Source organism: Ruegeria sp. YTSC004, from assembly GCF_059609805.1.
The window spans coordinates 125,643-143,701 of record NZ_JBXWMJ010000007.1 but is presented as its reverse complement, the minus strand read 5'-3'; the positions used below and the strand labels follow the sequence as shown (position 1 = coordinate 143,701).

Genomic DNA, 18,059 nt, shown 5'->3' with positions numbered 1-18,059 from the left:
TTTGGGTCACGTCTCGCCAGAGACGTTACCCAAAGGGGCGGGAGACCCCCTCAGCGATCATCACCACCCGGGCCGATATCGTCCAAATAGTCCTCGTCAATCGCAGCCTGCACAGCACCAGTGACAGCCTCTCGCTGCTTCGGCGTCAGATCTTCCGACTCCTTGCCCTCGGCCAACCGTACCGTGACTTCACGGTGCGCGAACTTGATGCCTTCGCGGGCGAACAATTCCCGGATGTCCTGATAGACTTTCTTGCGCACAAGCCATTGATCGCCCGGTTTGGTCATGAACTTGACCCGAATGATCATCGCAGAGTCTTGCATTTCGATCACGCCCTGCGACTTCAGCGGTTGGATAAAGTTGTCGCCGATCACCGGGTCGCTCAACAACTCTTGACCCAACTTCTTGATCAGCTTGCGCACCTTCTCGACATCGGTGTCATACGTCACCCGTAACGGCAGTTTCATGATCACCCAGTCGCGTGAATAGTTGGTCAGAACCTTGATCTCACCAAAGGGGATGGTGTTCAGCGCGCCCAGATGGTGACGCAGTTGGAACGACCGAACCGAGATCTTTTCCACCGTTCCCTTCACGTCGCCGATGTCGATGTATTCACCCTTGCGGAACGCGTCATCCATCAGGAAGAACGCCCCCGAAAAGATATCGCGGACCAATGTCTGCGACCCAAAGCCCACGGCCAGGCCCACGACACCAGCACCCGCGAATAGCGGACTGACATTGATACCCAATTCCATCAGGGCAATCAGCGCTATGGTCACAACAACTACGGCCAGAATGGCCCCGCGGAACAAGGGCAACAATGTTGCAAGGCGGCTTTGCCCACCTTCTCCGCCTTCATCGCCCAGCTCAGCCTCACCACCGCCGTCGTCAATCTCCTGCGCGATCTTCGAGTCGATCCCGATGCGGAAGAAATGGAACAGGATGTAACCCATGAAGAGGATCACCATCACGTCCAGCGCCCGCTCGATCGGCAGGTCCTCGCTCCAGCTGGCATCCGGATTCCAGATGACAACCAACGCATACAGACCGACAACAAAAGCCAGAATACCGGCAACCCGCCGCGCCAGATCTTCGTAGGTCAGGATCGAGTGCTTGCGCATCTCGGCCTGCGGCGTTTCGATCGCTTCAACCTCGGCATCCGCCTCATCAGCATCGGCATTCATTGCGTCCAGCTGGCTGTTGCGATTGAAGTACCGTTCCAGAAGATAGTTCATGGCCCCATAGGCAACCACGACCGACATGAAGATAGCATAGCTGCTGGCCACGATCGGGATCGAGTTTTGATTTTCCAGCACCAGGTCGACGGCCAGTTTGAACCAGCTGAACACCATGTAAAGGATCAGCACCGGCGCCCATGCGAACGAGATTAGGCGCAGAATCCACGACACCTGATCCGGTGATCGCCCGCCGCGGATAGCGTTCGAGATGGCGCGGGCGTTGAACAGGATCATCAGGACATTGCCGATCGCACCAAACATGGTCAGGCCGCCATAGACCAAGGCGTAGACGTTATAGTTCAGCCCAAAATCAGCGACCCAAGTGGCAAAAAGCACCACGGTAATGTCGTAGGTCGCCAGCGCCGAAGCCCAGATATACAGGCGTTTGGCGTCACGATCCGAGAAAGGCGGCAAGCGATATTGGCTCAGATACGGGGATAGAACCATGCGCCACAGATCAGACACGGTACGCGACAGGAAGAAGGCGGTAAAAATTGCTGTGACCGTGAACTGGATCGAGATGTCCTCAGCCTCACCGAAAAACACGAAACCGACGATAAGCGCCATCACCATGGCGAAAATCGTGGCGCCTATCCCCATCAGGAATCGGAACACCAAAAACGGCATCTTCTCGCGATAGCCTTGCGGATCTTCCTTGGATCGCGCCACGACGATTCGCTTTGCGATACGCTTGCCGTAGATTTCAATCGACAACCATCGTCCGATCAAAAGGAAGAGAACGTTCCAGAACAGGACCTCGACATAGGTCTGTATTCGACCATCCGGGCTGGTCTGACGCAGGATGTATTGCACCTCGAAGATCGAATAAGGCAGCGCCTGAAGCCGTGAATTCATCGAGTCGCGAAATCTCGAAAACCGCTCCTGCGCTTTCATGAGCTGCGAACCGTCGCCCATCGGATCCCCGGGTGCAGCCTCGGGGGTGGCGCTGTTTTGCTGGCCGGAAGACACGATTTGCCCGGCGCTGTCGATGACGATCACACTGGCCCCGGCTTCGGTCGCGGAACGGATCGCCGTAGCCAGATCGCTTTCGCTGGCTGTTTCCGAACTGCTGCCCCCGGCTGAGGGATACCCCGGTATCAGAGAGGTCTGCGCAACTGCACCAGTGACCAGCGCCAGAGTAAGGGACCAGATTACAAACGTTAATCCAGCCAGCAATGTTCGTGTCATCGGATATTTTTCCAGTTCGCCATTCGTAACACAGGTTATCGAAGCCCGGTGGCGGGTTCAAATATTCAACCCCCGCAGCCTCAACATCTTATCAAGCCGTGTTCCCCGCACCATGCTATGAACAGAAGTGTTTGCAACCCGGAAAAAACTGAATATGACCAACCTGACGCTGTCATCATGACGGATGGGCAGGAAATTTGATATAGAACAGGGCGCAGATGCGAAACCCACGGCTAAAATCGAAACAAGCCGGTAACGACTGGTGGGGTCAGTGATTTTGCACGCGGCCAAAAAAAATATATACGATACGGGTGCAAGCGCGCGGAGTTGCACCGGAACACTGAATTGGGCAAAGGCATGAGCCTAGGAAGACAAAACGATACAACCGGCCGTGCGCCGCGCATCTTGTTCTACAGCCACGATACGTTCGGGTTGGGTCACTTGCGCCGATCCCGTGCACTGGCTGGTGCGATGACGCAGGCTGACTCATCGGCATCGGCGCTGATCCTGACCGGGTCACCCGTGGCTGGGCGGTTCACCTTTCCGCGTCGCGTCGACCACGTGCGTTTGCCAGGAGTGACCAAACGCGCCGATGGATCTTATGCATCCCAGACAATTGGAATGGGCATCGAGGAAGTGACTGAGCTGCGGGCGGGTCTTATCCAGACGGCGGTTCAGCAATTCGATCCTGACGTCCTTATCGTCGACAAGGAACCAACCGGTTTCCGCAGCGAGCTGTTGCCCACCCTGGAAAATTTGCTGCGGTCCCGCCGCACCAAAATGGTCCTGGGCCTGCGTGACGTTTTGGATGAACCCGAAGTGTTGGCCGCCGAGTGGGAGCGGAAAGAAGCCATTGCAGCAACCGAAAGATTCTACGACGAAATCTGGGTGTACGGGCTGCGCTCGATTTATGATCCGACCGAGGGCCTGCCGCTCAGCCCTGCCGCGCAGTCGCGTATCCATTGGACTGGTTATTTGCGCCGCGATCTTGGGCCGATAGGCGATCCGCCGGAACAACCCTACATCCTGATTACGCCCGGTGGCGGCGGCGACGGCAAAGCCATGGTGAACCAGGTTTTGTGCGCCTATGAAAAAGACCCCAACCTGTCACCGCGCGCTGTCCTTGTCTACGGCCCCTTCCTGTCGGGCGAGCTGCGCGACGATTTCGAAACCCGCGTTGCTGCGCTGAATGGTCGGGTCACGGCTGTTGGCTTTGAATCGCAGATCGAAACGCTGTTTGCCGGCGCTGCAGGTGTGGTCTGCATGGGCGGCTACAATACGTTCTGCGAGGTGCTCTCGTTCGACAAACGCGCCGTCATCGTTCCGCGCACGACTCCGCGGCTGGAGCAGTGGATCCGCGCCTCACGCGCCGAAGGTCTGGGACTTGTCAGAATGCTGGACGAAAATCGTGACGGGTTAACTGCGGACGCGATGATTGAGGCTATTCGCAATCTGCCCGATCAGCCCTTGCCTTCACAGGCAATCCGTGACGGCCTGCTTGATGGTCTGGACTATGTCACAAGCCGCATCGACGCGCTGCTTGGTGGGGAACGGGAACGAGCCACCGGATGACGTCAGGAAAACCCAAGCTCGCGGTGCTGGTCAAAGGATGGCCGCGCCTTTCAGAGACGTTTATCGCACAGGAACTGGTCGCCTTGCAGGACGCGGGCCACAGCTTTGACATCTGGTCCCTGCGCCACCCGACCGACATCAAACGCCACCCGCTGCATGACCGGTTTAAGGGGCAGGTTCACTACCTGCCCGAGTACCTGTACGAAGAACCTGATCGCGTCTGGGCCGCGCGCCACCTCGCGCAGACCCTACCCGGCTATACCGAGGCTTATAAGGTCTGGCGCTCTGATCTGCGGCGCGACCCGACACATAACCGCATCCGGCGTTTCGGGCAGGCCTGTGTTCTGGCCGCCGAGTTGCCTGGGGAAACGCAGGTGATGTATGCGCATTTCATGCACACGCCGTCGTCGGTCGCACGCTACGCCGCCATCATGCGCGGCCTGCCCTGGAGCTTTTCGGCACACGCCAAAGACATCTGGACGTCACCCGACTGGGAGAAAGCCGAAAAACTGCAGGCCACCACGAATGGGGCCGCTTTTGGCGCAACCTGTACTGCCATCGGGGCCGAACACTTGCGAAGTTTGGCCGATGATCCGGCTCGGGTCGATTTGATCTATCATGGCTTGGACCTGAGCCGTTTTCCCGATCCGCCGACCCGCGCAGCTCGGGCACCGGATGGGCCGTTTCACATGCTCTCCGTCGGTCGTCTGGTCGAGAAGAAGGGCTTTGATCGCCTGATCGATGCGTTCGCCATGCTACCCAATTCGCTGGACTGGCACTGGACACATATTGGCGGCGGTGCGCTTGGTGATGCGCTGCGCGAACGGGCTGAGGCCCAAGGTATCGCAGACCGGATCACCTGGAAGGGGGCCTGTGACCAGCCCGAAGTGATCGAGGCGATGCGCACATCTGATCTGTTCGTGCTGCCCAGCCGGATCGCGGCTGACGGAGATCGCGACGGGTTGCCAAATGTTCTGATGGAGGCTGCGTCGCAGCTGTTGCCGATCCTGTCGACACCGGTTTCCGCCATTCCGGAATTCATAGAAACCGGGACGCATGGCGTTTTGTCCGATGACAACCCGGCCGCACTTGCCAGCGCGATCACCGAATTGGCCGCCGCTCCTGAGCGTACTGCATCTATGGCCAACGCTGCCTATTCCCGCTTGATCGCCGAGTTCCGTATGGACCCCGGCATAGCCCTGTTGTCCAAAAGGCTCAGCGCGTTGGGCGCGGGCAAAGACTGATGGCCCGCGTCGCCTTTTTCTCACCGATGAAATCACCGGACAGCCCGGTGCCGTCGGGAGACAGGGAAATGGCGCGCAATCTGATCAGGGCGATCGGGGCACAGGGCGATGAGGTCAATCTCGTCTCGGAATTGCGCATTTATGACAAAACGGGCGATCCGGCGGTTCAACAACGTCTCTGCTCTGACGCCGATGCCGAATCCCGGCGACTGATCGCGGACATGATCCACGACACGGATTTGTGGGTGACCTATCACAACTACTACAAGGCCCCCGATCTGCTGGGCCCTAAAGTGTGCGCCGCTCGAGGCATCCCTTATGTGCAATTGGAAAGTACCCGTGCAACCAGCAGGTTACGCGGCCCATGGTCCGGCTTTGCACAAGCCGCACATGAAGCCTGCGACGCGGCGAACGTCATTTTTTACCACACGGCCAACGATCTAATCACGCTGGAACGTGAAAAATTCGAGGATCAGCGTCTGGTCGAATTGCCGCCCTTTTTGCCAATCTCGAGCCTGCCGCCCGCTTCCTCATGTGACGGGCCAATGCTGGCGGTGGGAATGATGCGGCATGGCGACAAACTGGCGTCGTACCAACTGCTGGCGCAGGCCCTGTCGCATTTAAACGGGGATTGGGCTTTGGATATTGCAGGGGATGGACCTGCGCGGGCTGAGATCAAAGACCTAATGGTGCCGTTTGGCTCGAAGGTGCGGATTCTGGGGCAACTGGATCGCGACGCCTTGCAAAACATATACGCAAATGCATCCATCTTGGTGTGGCCCGGCGTGAATGAGGCATATGGCATGATTTACCTTGAGGCGCAGGCCAGCGGAGTTCCGGTTGTTGCGCAGAACAGGCCCGGTGTCCGCGATGTTCTGGCGCCGGCCAACTATCCCGAGGTCGAAGCAGGACCCGAAGCGCTTGCCGCCAGGCTACAGACGCTGATTGGCGACCCTGCCCTGCGTCGTTCGCTTGGTACGACAGCCCAGGGATACGTGTCCAACCGCCACCTGATGCCCGCCGCAACCGAACGGTTCTGGCAGGCTGCGCGGCCTTTGATCGGAGGCACCGCATGAGCCAACTTGCTCTTTTGCGTCACGGCCACACCCATTGGAATCGCGCAGGCCGTATTCAGGGCCGCAGTGACATTCCGCTGGACGAGGACGCGCGCACTGAACTGGCCGGTTATGAGCTTCCCGATCCGTGGAACAAGGCCGCGCTCTGGTCCAGCCCCCTGCAGCGCGCCAGCGAAACCGCCGCATTGGTCGCGGGGCGCGAGCCTATCGTGTCCGAAGCCCTGACCGAGATGAACTGGGGCGATTGGGAAGGCAAGCGCGGCGTTGACCTGATTGCAGAAGCAGACAGCGGATATCGCCATATCGAGGATTGGGGCTGGGACTATTGCCCACCAAACGGCGAAAGCCCGGCGGACGTGCGGGCGCGATTGCAACCCTGGCTGGGCAGTTTGCAGGGCGACACCGTCGCCGTGTGTCACATTGGGATCATGCGCGTCATTCTGGCCTCGGCCTGGGGATGGGACTTTGACGGCACCGCCCCATTCAAGATCAAGCGCAACCGCCTTTATGTCATTGATCTGGAGTGTTTTCAGCCTCAGCCCGAACCGGTTCGCCTGCTGCGACAGGGGCCCCGCGAATGAAGGTCATGATTGTTGTCACCCACCTGCTGGGCACCGGGCACCTGAGTCGCGCGTTGACGCTGGGCCGAGCCTTTGTCGCGGATGGGCATGATACCTTCGTGGTCTCTGGCGGGATGCCTGCTCCTCAATTGGACACGTCCGGAATGACGTTGTTGGGACTGCCCCCTTTGCGCTCGGATGGCACTGATTTCACCCGTCTTTTGACACAAGCCGGAACGGTGGCGGATGAGGGGTATTTCGCGGCGCGCAAGACTGCGCTGGTTGAAGCAATTCGCAGCTTTGCACCGGATGTTCTGATCACCGAGCTTTATCCGTTTGGCCGCAGGTCTCTGGCAGGTGAATTTTCAGCCGCGTTGGAGACCGCTCGTGAAATACGCCCGCGCCCGATAATTCTGGGATCGATCCGTGACATTCTGGCACCGCCGTCAAAACCCTCAAAGGCAGAGCGGGCGGAGCAGATTATCGCAGAGCATTACGACGGCATCCTTGTCCATTCGGACCAGAGCGTTGTCCCGTTGAACGTCAGTTGGCCTGTGTCTGAGCAACTGGAGGGCCGCCTGTTTTACACGGGTTTCGTGGCTCCACTGGCTCCAGCACCGCACAAGGATGCAACCGGCAAAGGCGAGGTGCTTGTCAGCGCAGGCGGCGGTTCGGTTGGGCAGCCGATCTTTCGCGCGGCCATCGAGGCCGCCCGAAAGATGTCCAACAGGCACTGGCGCCTGTTGGTCGGCGGACAGGATGCAAAGGCACGCATTACCGAACTGCGGAAGCAAGTGACGGATGCCCCTGTCACTTTGGAACCGGTGCGGCCCGATTTTCGCCAGATGCTGCCCCACGCGGCGGCTTCGGTCAGCATGTGCGGCTACAATACAGCATTGGATATTCTGCAAGCAGGAACCCCTGCAGTGTTCATTCCATTTGATGATGGCAATGAGGTCGAGCAGAGCCTCCGCGCCCGCACCCTTGCGGAAATGCCCGCCATAGATATCATCTCAAGCAAAGAATTGAACGGAGATCTACTGGCCCAGGCCGTGGGCCGCGTGATTTCATCGGAAACTCGTCCGGTCTCAGATCAGGGGTTCGATGGCGCAGCGCAATCCGTACGCATCGCCAAAGGACTTTTGGAGCGCCGCAGATGAGTGTTGACTGGCGCAGTTTGTCGGATGAGTTGGATATCTGGCTTCAACAAGGACTGGCACTGCCTTTGTGGTGGCGCGACGATGATGCGGTTTCCACAACGCCGCAGCTTGATCGCTTGACCGCGATGTCAGACCACCTTGAGGTGCCCGTTCATCTGGCGATCATCCCCCGCGATGCCCAAGACACGCTGATCGAGTATGTAACTGCCCAGCCAAACTTGATCCCGGTCGTGCACGGTTGGGCCCATCAGAACCACGCACCACCGGATGAAAAGAAATCCGAATTCCGCCTGCACCGGCCCATGGACGATATCACTGGGGATATCGGTTCAGGGATATCGCGGCTGCGCACCCTGTTTGCAGATCGATTGTGCCCGATGTTCGTGCCGCCATGGAACCGCATAGCGCCAGAGGTGGTTCAGGAATTGCCCGCAGCGGGGTATCGTATCTTATCGACCGCCACGCCACGGTCCAGCCCGCAGGCAGCGCCCGGATTGGCCCAGATCAACACGCATCTGGATCCAATCGACTGGCGCGGATCACGCGGACTGGCCGACCCGGACATGTTGATCGCCAAAACCACTCTGCTGCTGCAAGATCGCCGCGAGGGTCGCGCGGACAACGCCGAGCCCTTTGGCATCTTGACCCACCATCTGGTTCATGATGAGGACATCTGGGCCTTTACCCACGACCTGCTGCACCGGCTGCTGAACGGGCCGGGCTTTGTCTGGTCAGCCCCCCAAGCCGATTGAAAACGGAGATCTGAATGAGCCGACTGGATTCCATGCTGCGCCGCCTGACCGCACAACGTGACGGTTTGAATTGGGCGGTAGATCAGATCTCGGGTATGGCAGGCGACGTGCTGGATATGGGCCTTGGAAACGGGCGCACTTATGATCACCTGCGGGAAATTCTGCCGGATCGGAGGATCTGGGTCATGGACCGCGTGCTGCAGTGCCATCCGTCCAGCACACCGCCAGCGGAAGATTTTTTGCAAGGTGAGGCCGAGCTGATGCTGCAGAAGCTGGCAGAAGGTGGACCCAGGATCGCTTTCGGTCACTACGATTTCGGGCGGGGTGTCAAGGAAGAAGACGTTGCCGAAGCCGCGCGCCTCAGCCCTCTGATTGCGCAGGTGATGTTGCCCGGTGGTCTGCTAATCTCGGGCCAACCTTTGGTTGGCTTTGAACAGATAAGCGGCCCGGACACCATCGCGCCGGACCGTTACTTGTTCTACAGGGCCTGATCAGGCTACGCGCCGTCCGCGCGACCAAACGCCATTCAACGCAGGAGTGCCTTCGCGCATCCGGAACCGGATGACGTCCGCCCGGGTGCCCGCCCGCAACTCACCACGATCATCCAGCCCAACGACCTCTGCCGGTGTCTTTGTCACGGTTTTCAAACCGCGGGCAAAATCACCCCACATCTCGCCCAGTTTCACAGCGGACAGCAACAATGCGGAGGGCACATAGTCCGAGGACAGTATGTCGAGATGGCCCAACTGTGCCAGTTCATGCGCAGCGACATTGCCGGAATGCGACCCGCCCCGGATCACATTGGGTGCGCCCATCATCACCTTGATACCGTGGTCTTGGCAGGATCGCGCGGCCTCGACCGTGGTCGGGAACTCGGCAAGGGTGATCCCGTGACCGGCCGATACGCGCACCTGTTCGTCCGTCGTGTCATCATGGCTGGCCAGCATTGCACCAAACCGTTTGGCTGCTTTTACCGTCTCAACCTCGTGCAGATCACCATAGCGGTCGCGCATCGCCTTGAGGTCGGCCACGTGTTGCAGAAATCCATCGCCCTCAAGCCCCAGTTTGCCTTTCAGATACGCTTCCAGTTTCGACATATCGCGGAACTGTCGTTGTCCGGGCGTGTGGTCCATGAGTGAGACTAGGCCAACACGGTCTTCGGGCCCAAATTCGTTTAATTCTTCGGCCAGGGTTTCCGAGCAGACCTCGGCCCGCAAATGCAGAAAATGGCTGATCTTCAATGCATCCTGTTCCCGTAACTGCCACAGCTCATGCGACAGACCGCGCGCGTATTTGACATAGCGTTGCCCGGACGGGATCGAGCCTATCCGCATCGCGTCGAACACGGTCGTGATCCCGGTACTGGCCAGTTCGGCATCATGGGCCAGAATAGCGGCGGCATGAGGCCAGTCGACCTTGGGCCGCGGCTGAATGTGGCGCTCAAGATTATCGGTGTGCAGTTCGACCAGACCGGGGCAGACATAATCGCCTTCGCAGTCAATTGCACCAGCGGGAACAGTTGCGCCGGTCGCAACCTCAGCAATCGTATCCCCCACAAACCGAAGGCTGCCCACGACCGTCTCATCGGGAAGAACAAGCGTGGCATTGGCAAGTATCATTTCTTCTGTCATCTGAACTTCACAAGGTTTGAGCTATTGGAAAGGCCACGCATAGGAGGCCAATGTGACATTCACGCGATACGCGATCTATTTTGCGCCACCGGCTCAGGCCGAATGGACAAGCTTTGCGACCCAATGGTTGGGCTGGGACATGGAAGCCGGAACGGAAGTTGCGCATCCTGTCATTGACGGCGTGGACGTCGGAGCCGCGACCGATGTTCCGCGCAAATACGGTCTTCACGCGACGTTGAAGCCGCCGTTTCGCCTGAACAAGGGGCAATCTCTGACCGACTTGCAAGATGTCTGCAAACGGTTGGCCGGAACGCAACCGCCCGTCACGCTGGACGGGTTCGAGATCGCCCGGCTGGGTCGTTTTCTGGCCCTGCGGCCGGTAGGTTATACCGACGCGCTGAACGCGCTTGCAGCGGCTTGCGTCCGCGAACTTGACAGCTTCCGCGCCCCCGCATCCGCCGCGGAACTGGACCGCCGACGTGCCTCGGGCCTGACGCCTGAACAGGACGCCAACCTGCAGCGTTGGGGTTACCCTTACGTGATGGACACGTTCCGCTTTCACATCACCCTCAGCGGAAAACTGGACAAACCCACGCTGAAAACCGTTCAGGCCGCATTGGAGGACCAGCTGGTCCCCCTGCTGCCCGCCCCCTGTCAGATCAAGGATCTGGCGCTTATGGGCGAAGCCGAAGATGGGAGGTTTCATCTGATACATCGCTACGCCCTTTCCGGTTGAAGCCCGGAAAGGATCGCATCAATCGTGACTTCCAGCGGCCCGGAATTATCAACTTCGATCACACGGTTCAGCCCGTCGGGCAAGGGCATACCAGCCCGTCCCAAACGACGCGCCTGATCAGAGGCGCTTTCCCGCCCGCGTATAAAGAGGCGCTGCGCCAGCACCTCAGGGTCCGCTGTCAGCGAAATCACGATCAGGTCGCCAAAAACCGCCTTCGCGTTCAACAAAACCGAACGGGACAGATTGACCAACAGAGCATTCGCCGTTTGCCGTTGGTCTTCGATTTCAATCGGGATGCCATAGTGCAATCCATACGCGCTCCAGTGCAACGCAAAGGCTCCGTCCAGAGCCATCTGCTCGAAGATTTCGACCGACACGCGATCAAAATCTTCGCCTTCTTCGCCCTCGGGGCGGGTAATCACCCGGCGAACCCGCAAGGTACCTGGCGACGCCGCCACCAACGCCTCCATGACGCTGTCTTTGCCGACACCTGACGGACCAACAACGGCTATGACCGGCGCAAGGCTCACGCGACCATCCCCGGGGTGAATTCAGACACGTTGATCTCGCGATCACAGACCCGGCTGCGCGCTTCGATATCGTGGAAAATGCCAACAATCGCCGCGCCGCGTTCTTTGGCCTCTTCGATCAAAGACAGTACCGTTTCGCGATTTTGCGCATCCAGTGAGGCAGTCGGTTCGTCCAACAGCATCGCAGGGTAATCATGCGCAAATCCACGTGCGATGTTCACCCGCTGCTGCTCACCGCCCGAAAAAGTGGTCGGGCTTAGGCTCCACAGTCTTTCGGGAATGTTCAACCGCCGCAACAAACCCGCCGCCTTGTCCAGCGCCGCTTGCTTGTCGCAGCCAACGGCCAACAGCGGCTCGGCCACCACCTCAAGCGTCGGAACTCTGGGGACCACGCGCAGGAACTGACTGACATAGCCGAGCGTCTCGCGCCGCAAAGCCAGAATTTCGCGCGGTTCGGCCTTGGCGACGTCCAGACCACCGACAAGGACCCGGCCTGATGCGGCCAGATAATTTCCATAGACCACCCGCATCAGTGTTGATTTCCCTGCGCCTGAAGCCCCGGTCAGGGCGACGCATTCACCTGCGGCGACATTCAGAGATGCACCCTGCATCACCGGAATTACGGCACTACCCTGATTGTGCAGGGTAAAACTCTTGCTGACATTGATAAGCTCAATCATAGCACTTCATCTTTTTCCAAATACTCAAACCTGCAGAACGCTGGACACGAGCAACTGCGTGTAGGCATGTTGTGGATCGTCCAGAACCTGATCGGTCAACCCGGCCTCAACCACTTGACCGCTTTTCATCACCATCAGTCGATCCGCCAGCAGGCGTACGACGGCGAGGTCATGGGTGACGATGATCGCGCTCAACCCCATCTCACGCACCAACCCGCGCAGCAGATCCAGCAGACGCGCCTGAACGGAAACATCCAGCCCGCCCGTTGGTTCATCCATGAACACGAGGCGCGGCCCCGTGACCAGATTGCGGGCAATCTGCAATCGCTGCTGCATCCCGCCAGAAAAGGCCGACGGACGGTCATCCACACGAGATTCCTCAATCTCAACCCGGCCCAGCCAGTCGATCGCACGGTCCCGGATGTCGCCATAGTGGCGATCCCCCACCGCCATCAGACGCTCACCAATATTGCCGCCAGCACTGACCGACATCCGCAGGCCATCGCGCGCATGCTGATGTACAAAGGCCCAGTCCGTACGGCTCAGCATCCGACGTTCCGGTTCGGACATGGTGACCGTATCCACTGGACCATCAGCACGTGTGTCAAAAATCACCTGCCCTGCATCGGGTTCCAGATGACCGGCCATGCAATTCAACAGCGTCGACTTGCCCGATCCGCTTTCACCCACGATCCCCATTACTTCTCCAGGGAAGAGATCAAAACTCACATCCGAGCACCCGATCCGCGCGCCATAGCGCTTTTCGATGCCTTTGACCTGCAATAAGGGGGTCATGCCGCATTCTCCTCGGCCAATCGGCCCTTGTGGCCCGCTTCGCGGCGAGACCGGCAATAATCGGTGTCGGAACAGACGAACATCCGGTTGCCTGCATCATCCATGATCACTTCGTCGAGATAGCTATCCTCTGCCCCACAAAGATCGCATGGGTGATCGGCTTTGGTGGCCTCAAACGGGTAATCCTCGAAATCCAGACTGACGACCTTGGTATGCGGCGGAACCGCGTAAATCCGCTGTTCACGTCCCGCACCAAACAGCTGGATCGCGTCCATCTCCAGTTTTGGATTGTCGAATTTCGGGATCGGCGACGGATCCATCACATAGCGGTCCGACACTTTCACCGGATAGGCATATGCGGTCGAAATCGCCCCGTGCTGGCTGATGTCCTCGTACAGCTTCACATGCATCAGCCCATATTCTTCAAGGCTGTGCATCTTGCGTGTCTCGGTCTCACGCGGTTCCAGAAAGCGCAGAGGTTCCGGGATCGGCACCTGATAAACGATGATCTGGTCCTTGCGCAGCTTCGCCTCGGGGATGCGGTGGCGGGTCTGGATTACCGTGGCCTTTTCGGTTTCCTCGGTCGTTTTCACACCTGCCGTGTTCTCAAAAAACTTGCGGATCGACACAGCATTGGTGGTGTCATCGGCACCCTGATCGATCACTTTAAACGTGTCCTCGGGCGTCAATGTAGCAGCTGAAACCTGCACGCCACCGGTGCCCCAGCCATATGGCATAGGCATTTCACGGCTGGCGAATGGCACCTGATAACCGGGCACAGCCAGACCTTTCAGAATGGCGCGCCGGATCATTCGCTTGGTTTGTTCGTCCAAATATGCGAAGTTATACTCATTCATTTTGATGTATCACTTTGTTTTTGGTGTTTTTGTGGACGTATTTCTGTTGGGCGCACTGTTATTGGCGCTATTGGTGTATCTTTTCTTTCACTCTCGTCATGCGAAGCGACGACGTCGTGCGCAAAAGCGGGATCCAAATGGCGAATGGAGTTCGGTTGGCGCGCGCACGGACTCGCCACCCGGTAGAAACCTGCGACGCCAATAAGGCGGGTTGGTAAAATCCCCAGCGTGGCTTGCCGCCGCGCATATGCGGGCGCTATCCAGTTCATTGATGCCCCCTTTCCTTTGGCTCCGCCATCATTCCGCAGCTTCTTTCGGCTGCATCCGTTCTTCGGCTTCGCGCCGTAGTTTGCGAACAAGTTCCAGCTCGGACTGGAAATCCACGTAGTGCGGCAGCTTGATATGCTCGAGGAAACCCGTCGCCTGAATGTTGTCCGCGTGGCTGAGCACGAATTCCTCGTCCTGCGCGGGTGCGCCCAGATTGTCTTCGCCCAACTCTTCCCAACGCAGGGCGCGATCCACCAAAGCCATCGCGATGGATTTCCGTTCAGACTGACCAAACACCAAACCATAGCCACGGGTGAATTGCGGGGGTTCCGTCTTGGAACCTTTGAACTGGTTCACCGTCTCGCATTCGGTCAATTCGATTTCGCCGATGTCGATGGCGAAACCCAGTTCCGGGATGTCCATTTCCACTGCGACCTTACCGATCCGCAACTCACCGACGAATGCGTGGTTACGGGCGTAACCGCGTTGCGTTGAATAGGCCATGCCCAGTACAAACCCCTCATCCCCGCGGGTCAGGGATTGCAGACGCAGGGGGCGGTTCGACGGAAACTCCATCGGTTCGCGGGTCAGATCACCCGGGGTGGTGTCACTGGCGGGTTCATCCTGAATGATGTCCTCGCCCTTCAGGAACTCAGTGATATGCGGCGTCGCCTCGGTGCGGAGTTGCGCCGTAGGCGCAGCCGGAACCTCACCTTCTGCGGCCAATTTGAAGTCCAGCAGGCGGTGCGTGTAGTCAAAGGTTGGCCCCAGCACCTGCCCACCCGGCGCATCCTTGAACGTGGCCGAAATCCGGCGATCACACGCCATCTCATCAGTCTTAACCGGGTTCGAATAGCCAAATCGCGGCAATGTCGTCCGGTAGGCCCGGATCAGAAAGATCGCTTCGATCAGATCACCGCGCGATTGTTTGATGGCCAGGGCCGCCAAATCGGGGTCGTACAAGGACCCCTCGGCCATCACCCGATTGACCGCCAGACCCAGCTGTTCCCGGATTTGGGCGATGCTCAGTTCGTCAATGTCGGTTGCGCCGCGCCGCTCTTCCGCCAACCAGGCATGTGCGTTTTCGATGGCCGTCTCGCCACCCTTGACTGCAACATACATTGCCTAGGCCTCCACACTGATTTGGGTACTGCGAGGCAGGGCCGCCACCCGGTCGCCGCAAGTAAAAAAGAAGTCACATCCAAGCGGGTACAAAGCCGCGTTGGCCTGCAATGCCGGGGCATCCGGCAAGGATAGCCGCGCAGTGTCTTTGATCCCCGGACCACTTAGAATAGCACCTGCTTGTTGCAGCGCGTCACATTCAACAATCAAGGTGGCCGAGCGATCTGGGTATTCTGCTGTTCCGATGCGGTATGTGCCCAATGGCCCAAGCTGGGTCCATGTCCCAACAGCAAAATCCGCGTCAGCTGCCTGTGACAGGGGCGCTCCGGTGTGAAAGGTCAGCCATGCGCGCACCGCATCGGTGTTGAAGGCGCCAGCCAGATGGACCTTTGTCTCGGGGTCACTCAACGTCAGCAAAAGCGTTCCTGCTGCGATCGACAAGGGGTTCGGCGGCTGCACGCCTTTCAATTCACGGATTTCGCCGGGCCGGGCCATCACGGTCATCGCGGCACGGAACGCATGTGCAGCCTGCACTGGTGCGTTCTGAAATCCACCGGAATACTGGAGCTGTGCCGTCATCAATCTTCTCCCCTTACCAATGTAAAGAACTCGACCTTTGTCGCGGCGGCTTTGGCAGCGCGGTCTGTTCTGGCGGCTTGCATCTGCTTTTTGAGCGGCGCAATCACCTGATCCTGGATCGCATCCGCAGCAGGGGTCTGCATCAGCGCATCAATCAAGGCGGCCGTTTCGGCCTTGGGCTTGGACCGGCCCTGCACGTATCCATGCCCAATCGTTCCGTCCTGCAACACCAGCGAACACCGCGTGACGGTCATTTCGCCAAGATTGAACCGGGCACCCGTGCCACCCGTGCGCCCGCGCACCATGACACCGCCTACTTCGGGGCTGCGCAGCCATTCAAAGTCCGGGCGGTCTTCGTAGCCACCCCAAAGCTTCATCAATGCGCCTTCAGGGGCCCGCGCCAACAGGCTCATCCAATCCTGCCGCGCCGCATTCGAAATATTTGTTTGATCTGCCATCAAAGCCTCTTGGCCGGGTTGTCTATCTGAACTATACAACTAGACAAATATTACATCCCGCCACCACGTCTGGCAATCCGCAACCTTGTGAAGTTTTGGTGACATGAGAAAAACACCCGTTTGGAAAGGCATCGCGCTGAATCTCACATCGGACATTGCAGAGGGTCGGTACGACACCGGCGACCGCCTGCCGACCGAGGCACAACTGGCAGCAAAACACGGGGTCAACCGCCACACGGTACGGCGTGCACTGTCGGATCTGGCGGACCAAGGTCTGGTGCATGCCCGTCGCGGCGCCGGTGTCTTTGTGGCGGCACGTCCGACCGATTATGCCATCGGCAAGCGCGTCCGATACCACAAGAGCATCTCGGCCAGCGGTAAAATCCCCGGCAAAAAGATCCTGACACTCACAACGCGCGCCGCAGATGAAACAGAAGCAGAGGCCCTGGAGATCGCTTCAGGCGATCAGGTGCACGTTTATGATGGGCTGTCTCTGGCGGATGGGCAGCCGATCGGGCTATTCCAAAGTGTCTTTCCCGCGGACCGCTTGCCCGGCATTCTTGAGGCGCTGTCCGAAACACAATCAGTAACGAAAGCTCTTCAGCACTGCGGTGTTAAGGATTACACCCGCGTCTCGACACGCCTGACAGCGCGCGCGGCGACGGCAACACAGGCCCTGCATCTGCGACTGACAGAAGGTGCGCCTGTTCTGTTTTCCGTCGGTATTAACGCAGATCCCAATGGTCTGCCGGTTGAATTCGGGCGAACCGTATTTGCCGGAGATCGGGTCACCCTGACCCTGAACGAGGACTAGGCCGCAGCGCCCTCCCGCCCGTCTTCGACCTCCTGACGGCGGTCATATCCTGTTGGGCATAGCGCCGCGTGAAACGCGGTGCCGCGCCCAAGGCCGCCAGCCTGTATCGGCAAAGCCGATGCAGGTGCGGGCGCGGGAGATTTCAGCTCTTGCCTATTCAAATCGGTTCGTATTTTTCCAGAAATGCCTCGGCGCTCAATGTGCGGAAATCCGGCAGGGCCGCGCGCAGACGGGCATTGTCCCAATCCCACCAGGCCAGGTTCATCATGCGCTCGGCCACGCCAACCGGATACCGGGTACGGATCGGTTTGGCCGTCACACCGCCTACAATTGTATAAGGCGCTACATCCTTGGTGACGACAGACCCCGAGGCAACCACCGCGCCGTGCCCAATGGTCACTTCAGGTTTGATAATCGCCGCATGCCCAATCCAGGTATCATGGCCGATCCGGGCGATGCGGCTGGCGCGATGTTTGAACCAATCCGCGTCATCCTCGGCATCATCCCAGTAATCTGCTGAGCGATACAGGAAGTGATGCAATGACGCCTTTTCCATCGGATGATCTGTCGCACCGATCCGTGTGAAACTGGCGATATTGGCAAACTTGCCGATCTCAGCATTGGCAATGTCACAGGTCCGGTCGCAATACGAATAGTCGCCGAAAGCAGAGTCTACAACGCGGCTTCCCGCACCAATTTCGACAAATTCACCGAAGGAACTACCCGAGATTTGGCAATCAGGATGGATAAACGGTTGGTCAGAACGCAGTCGTGCCATGGTTTTGTGGTCCTTGGTCATG

21 protein-coding genes are annotated in these 18,059 nt (G+C 58.7%); 9 read left to right on the top strand and 12 right to left on the bottom strand.

Annotation, left to right across the window (positions count from 1 at the left end; genetic code table 11):
• Positions 1-50 precede the first annotated feature (50 nt).
• Positions 51-2,426 carry a mechanosensitive ion channel domain-containing protein gene (locus AC2FFP_RS14070; RefSeq protein ID WP_496844451.1) on the bottom strand — a complete coding sequence of 792 codons (2,376 nt, stop codon included), beginning with the start codon at positions 2,424-2,426 and terminating at the stop codon, positions 51-53.
• Between the two features lie 357 nt (positions 2,427-2,783).
• On the opposite strand from AC2FFP_RS14070, the gene AC2FFP_RS14065 reads away from it, so the two are divergent.
• From AC2FFP_RS14065 to AC2FFP_RS14035, 7 genes are read left to right on the top strand one after another with little or no spacing between them, the layout of a single operon-like run.
• Positions 2,784-3,998 (top strand): glycosyltransferase family protein, encoded by a 1,215-nt coding sequence (locus tag AC2FFP_RS14065; RefSeq protein ID WP_496844450.1) that lies wholly within the window; start codon positions 2,784-2,786, stop codon positions 3,996-3,998.
• Positions 3,995-5,242 (top strand): glycosyltransferase family 4 protein, encoded by a 1,248-nt coding sequence (locus AC2FFP_RS14060; protein WP_496844449.1) that lies wholly within the window; start codon positions 3,995-3,997, stop codon positions 5,240-5,242. Before AC2FFP_RS14065 ends, AC2FFP_RS14060 begins: the two co-directional genes overlap by 4 nt.
• Entirely contained in the window at positions 5,242-6,318 is a 1,077-nt protein-coding gene (locus tag AC2FFP_RS14055; RefSeq protein ID WP_496779621.1) for a glycosyltransferase family 4 protein, read from the top strand. Before AC2FFP_RS14060 ends, AC2FFP_RS14055 begins: the two co-directional genes overlap by 1 nt.
• A complete protein-coding gene (locus AC2FFP_RS14050) occupies positions 6,315-6,899 on the top strand; it encodes a histidine phosphatase family protein (protein ID WP_496767139.1) in 585 nt (194 codons plus the stop codon). The genes AC2FFP_RS14055 and AC2FFP_RS14050 overlap by 4 nt, the downstream gene beginning before the upstream one ends.
• Positions 6,896-8,038: a glycosyltransferase family protein gene (locus tag AC2FFP_RS14045; protein WP_496767140.1), complete on the top strand. Its 1,143-nt coding sequence runs from the start codon at positions 6,896-6,898 to the stop codon at positions 8,036-8,038. The genes AC2FFP_RS14050 and AC2FFP_RS14045 overlap by 4 nt, the downstream gene beginning before the upstream one ends.
• Entirely contained in the window at positions 8,035-8,790 is a 756-nt protein-coding gene (locus AC2FFP_RS14040; protein WP_496767141.1) for a polysaccharide deacetylase family protein, read from the top strand. The genes AC2FFP_RS14045 and AC2FFP_RS14040 overlap by 4 nt, the downstream gene beginning before the upstream one ends.
• 14 nt (positions 8,791-8,804) lie before the next feature.
• Complete coding sequence (locus AC2FFP_RS14035; RefSeq protein WP_496767142.1) at positions 8,805-9,281, top strand: class I SAM-dependent methyltransferase; 477 nt, start codon at positions 8,805-8,807, stop codon at positions 9,279-9,281.
• Here AC2FFP_RS14035 and AC2FFP_RS14030 read toward each other — a convergent pair whose 3' ends face one another.
• Positions 9,282-10,421, bottom strand: a complete 1,140-nt coding sequence (locus AC2FFP_RS14030; protein ID WP_496779628.1) for an alpha-D-ribose 1-methylphosphonate 5-triphosphate diphosphatase — start codon at positions 10,419-10,421, stop codon at positions 9,282-9,284.
• Between the two features lie 52 nt (positions 10,422-10,473).
• Here AC2FFP_RS14030 and AC2FFP_RS14025 point away from each other — a divergent pair, with 52 nt between their 5' ends.
• On the top strand, positions 10,474-11,157 hold the full coding sequence (locus tag AC2FFP_RS14025) for a DUF1045 domain-containing protein (RefSeq protein WP_496844447.1): 684 nt from the start codon (positions 10,474-10,476) through the stop codon (positions 11,155-11,157).
• Here AC2FFP_RS14025 and AC2FFP_RS14020 read toward each other — a convergent pair.
• From AC2FFP_RS14020 to phnG, 8 genes are read right to left on the bottom strand one after another with little or no spacing between them, the layout of a single operon-like run.
• Entirely contained in the window at positions 11,139-11,687 is a 549-nt protein-coding gene (locus AC2FFP_RS14020; protein WP_496881169.1) for a ribose 1,5-bisphosphate phosphokinase PhnN, read from the bottom strand. The two genes, AC2FFP_RS14025 and AC2FFP_RS14020, sit on opposite strands and share 19 nt — an antisense overlap.
• Positions 11,684-12,367, bottom strand: a complete 684-nt coding sequence (gene phnL, locus AC2FFP_RS14015) for a phosphonate C-P lyase system protein PhnL (protein ID WP_496706868.1) — start codon at positions 12,365-12,367, stop codon at positions 11,684-11,686. The genes AC2FFP_RS14020 and phnL overlap by 4 nt, the downstream gene beginning before the upstream one ends.
• Before the next feature lie 24 nt (positions 12,368-12,391).
• Positions 12,392-13,162 (bottom strand): phosphonate C-P lyase system protein PhnK, encoded by a 771-nt coding sequence (phnK, locus tag AC2FFP_RS14010; RefSeq protein WP_496706870.1) that lies wholly within the window; start codon positions 13,160-13,162, stop codon positions 12,392-12,394.
• A complete protein-coding gene (locus tag AC2FFP_RS14005) occupies positions 13,159-14,019 on the bottom strand; it encodes an alpha-D-ribose 1-methylphosphonate 5-phosphate C-P-lyase PhnJ (protein WP_496740115.1) in 861 nt (286 codons plus the stop codon). The genes phnK and AC2FFP_RS14005 overlap by 4 nt, the downstream gene beginning before the upstream one ends.
• Complete coding sequence (locus tag AC2FFP_RS14000; protein WP_496767148.1) at positions 14,016-14,288, bottom strand: hypothetical protein; 273 nt, start codon at positions 14,286-14,288, stop codon at positions 14,016-14,018. Before AC2FFP_RS14000 ends, AC2FFP_RS14005 begins: the two co-directional genes overlap by 4 nt.
• Before the next feature lie 28 nt (positions 14,289-14,316).
• Complete coding sequence (locus AC2FFP_RS13995; RefSeq protein ID WP_496881168.1) at positions 14,317-15,408, bottom strand: carbon-phosphorus lyase complex subunit; 1,092 nt, start codon at positions 15,406-15,408, stop codon at positions 14,317-14,319.
• Positions 15,409-15,411: 3 nt separating this feature from the next.
• Positions 15,412-15,987, bottom strand: coding sequence for a phosphonate C-P lyase system protein PhnH (phnH, locus tag AC2FFP_RS13990; protein WP_496767150.1), 576 nt, complete (start codon positions 15,985-15,987; stop codon positions 15,412-15,414).
• Entirely contained in the window at positions 15,987-16,445 is a 459-nt protein-coding gene (phnG, locus tag AC2FFP_RS13985; RefSeq protein ID WP_496767151.1) for a phosphonate C-P lyase system protein PhnG, read from the bottom strand. Before phnG ends, phnH begins: the two co-directional genes overlap by 1 nt.
• A gap of 103 nt (positions 16,446-16,548) precedes the next feature.
• On the opposite strand from phnG, the gene phnF reads away from it, so the two are divergent.
• Positions 16,549-17,259, top strand: a complete 711-nt coding sequence (gene phnF, locus AC2FFP_RS13980; RefSeq protein WP_496767152.1) for a phosphonate metabolism transcriptional regulator PhnF — start codon at positions 16,549-16,551, stop codon at positions 17,257-17,259.
• Here the strand turns inward: phnF and AC2FFP_RS13975 are convergent.
• Both AC2FFP_RS13975 and AC2FFP_RS13970 read right to left on the bottom strand, forming a co-directional pair.
• A complete protein-coding gene (locus AC2FFP_RS13975; protein ID WP_496767153.1) occupies positions 17,256-17,420 on the bottom strand; it encodes a hypothetical protein in 165 nt (54 codons plus the stop codon). The genes phnF and AC2FFP_RS13975 overlap by 4 nt on opposite strands.
• Positions 17,417-18,037 carry an LbetaH domain-containing protein gene (locus AC2FFP_RS13970; protein ID WP_496881167.1) on the bottom strand — a complete coding sequence of 207 codons (621 nt, stop codon included), beginning with the start codon at positions 18,035-18,037 and terminating at the stop codon, positions 17,417-17,419. The genes AC2FFP_RS13975 and AC2FFP_RS13970 overlap by 4 nt, the downstream gene beginning before the upstream one ends.
• Positions 18,038-18,059 lie beyond the last annotated feature (22 nt).

Excerpts from the sequence above, each read along its gene's own strand:
- AC2FFP_RS14035 (WP_496767142.1), top strand. The coding sequence starts at position 8,805 with ATGAGCCGACTGGATTCCATGCTGCGCCGCCTGACCGCACAACGTGAC.
- AC2FFP_RS14055 (WP_496779621.1), top strand. The coding sequence starts at position 5,242 with ATGGCCCGCGTCGCCTTTTTCTCACCGATGAAATCACCGGACAGCCCG.
- AC2FFP_RS14030 (WP_496779628.1), bottom strand. The coding sequence starts at position 10,421 with ATGACAGAAGAAATGATACTTGCCAATGCCACGCTTGTTCTTCCCGAT.
- phnK (WP_496706870.1), bottom strand. The coding sequence starts at position 13,162 with ATGACCCCCTTATTGCAGGTCAAAGGCATCGAAAAGCGCTATGGCGCG.
- AC2FFP_RS14000 (WP_496767148.1), bottom strand. The coding sequence starts at position 14,288 with ATGAACTGGATAGCGCCCGCATATGCGCGGCGGCAAGCCACGCTGGGG.
- AC2FFP_RS14005 (WP_496740115.1), bottom strand. The coding sequence starts at position 14,019 with ATGAATGAGTATAACTTCGCATATTTGGACGAACAAACCAAGCGAATG.
- phnG (WP_496767151.1), bottom strand. The coding sequence starts at position 16,445 with ATGGCAGATCAAACAAATATTTCGAATGCGGCGCGGCAGGATTGGATG.
- phnL (WP_496706868.1), bottom strand. The coding sequence starts at position 12,367 with ATGATTGAGCTTATCAATGTCAGCAAGAGTTTTACCCTGCACAATCAG.
- AC2FFP_RS14040 (WP_496767141.1), top strand. The coding sequence starts at position 8,035 with ATGAGTGTTGACTGGCGCAGTTTGTCGGATGAGTTGGATATCTGGCTT.
- AC2FFP_RS14065 (WP_496844450.1), top strand. The coding sequence starts at position 2,784 with ATGAGCCTAGGAAGACAAAACGATACAACCGGCCGTGCGCCGCGCATC.
- phnH (WP_496767150.1), bottom strand. The coding sequence starts at position 15,987 with ATGACGGCACAGCTCCAGTATTCCGGTGGATTTCAGAACGCACCAGTG.
- AC2FFP_RS14050 (WP_496767139.1), top strand. The coding sequence starts at position 6,315 with ATGAGCCAACTTGCTCTTTTGCGTCACGGCCACACCCATTGGAATCGC.
- AC2FFP_RS13995 (WP_496881168.1), bottom strand. The coding sequence starts at position 15,408 with ATGTATGTTGCAGTCAAGGGTGGCGAGACGGCCATCGAAAACGCACAT.
- AC2FFP_RS14045 (WP_496767140.1), top strand. The coding sequence starts at position 6,896 with ATGAAGGTCATGATTGTTGTCACCCACCTGCTGGGCACCGGGCACCTG.
- AC2FFP_RS14070 (WP_496844451.1), bottom strand. The coding sequence starts at position 2,426 with ATGACACGAACATTGCTGGCTGGATTAACGTTTGTAATCTGGTCCCTT.
- AC2FFP_RS14060 (WP_496844449.1), top strand. The coding sequence starts at position 3,995 with ATGACGTCAGGAAAACCCAAGCTCGCGGTGCTGGTCAAAGGATGGCCG.
- phnF (WP_496767152.1), top strand. The coding sequence starts at position 16,549 with ATGAGAAAAACACCCGTTTGGAAAGGCATCGCGCTGAATCTCACATCG.
- AC2FFP_RS13970 (WP_496881167.1), bottom strand. The coding sequence starts at position 18,037 with ATGGCACGACTGCGTTCTGACCAACCGTTTATCCATCCTGATTGCCAA.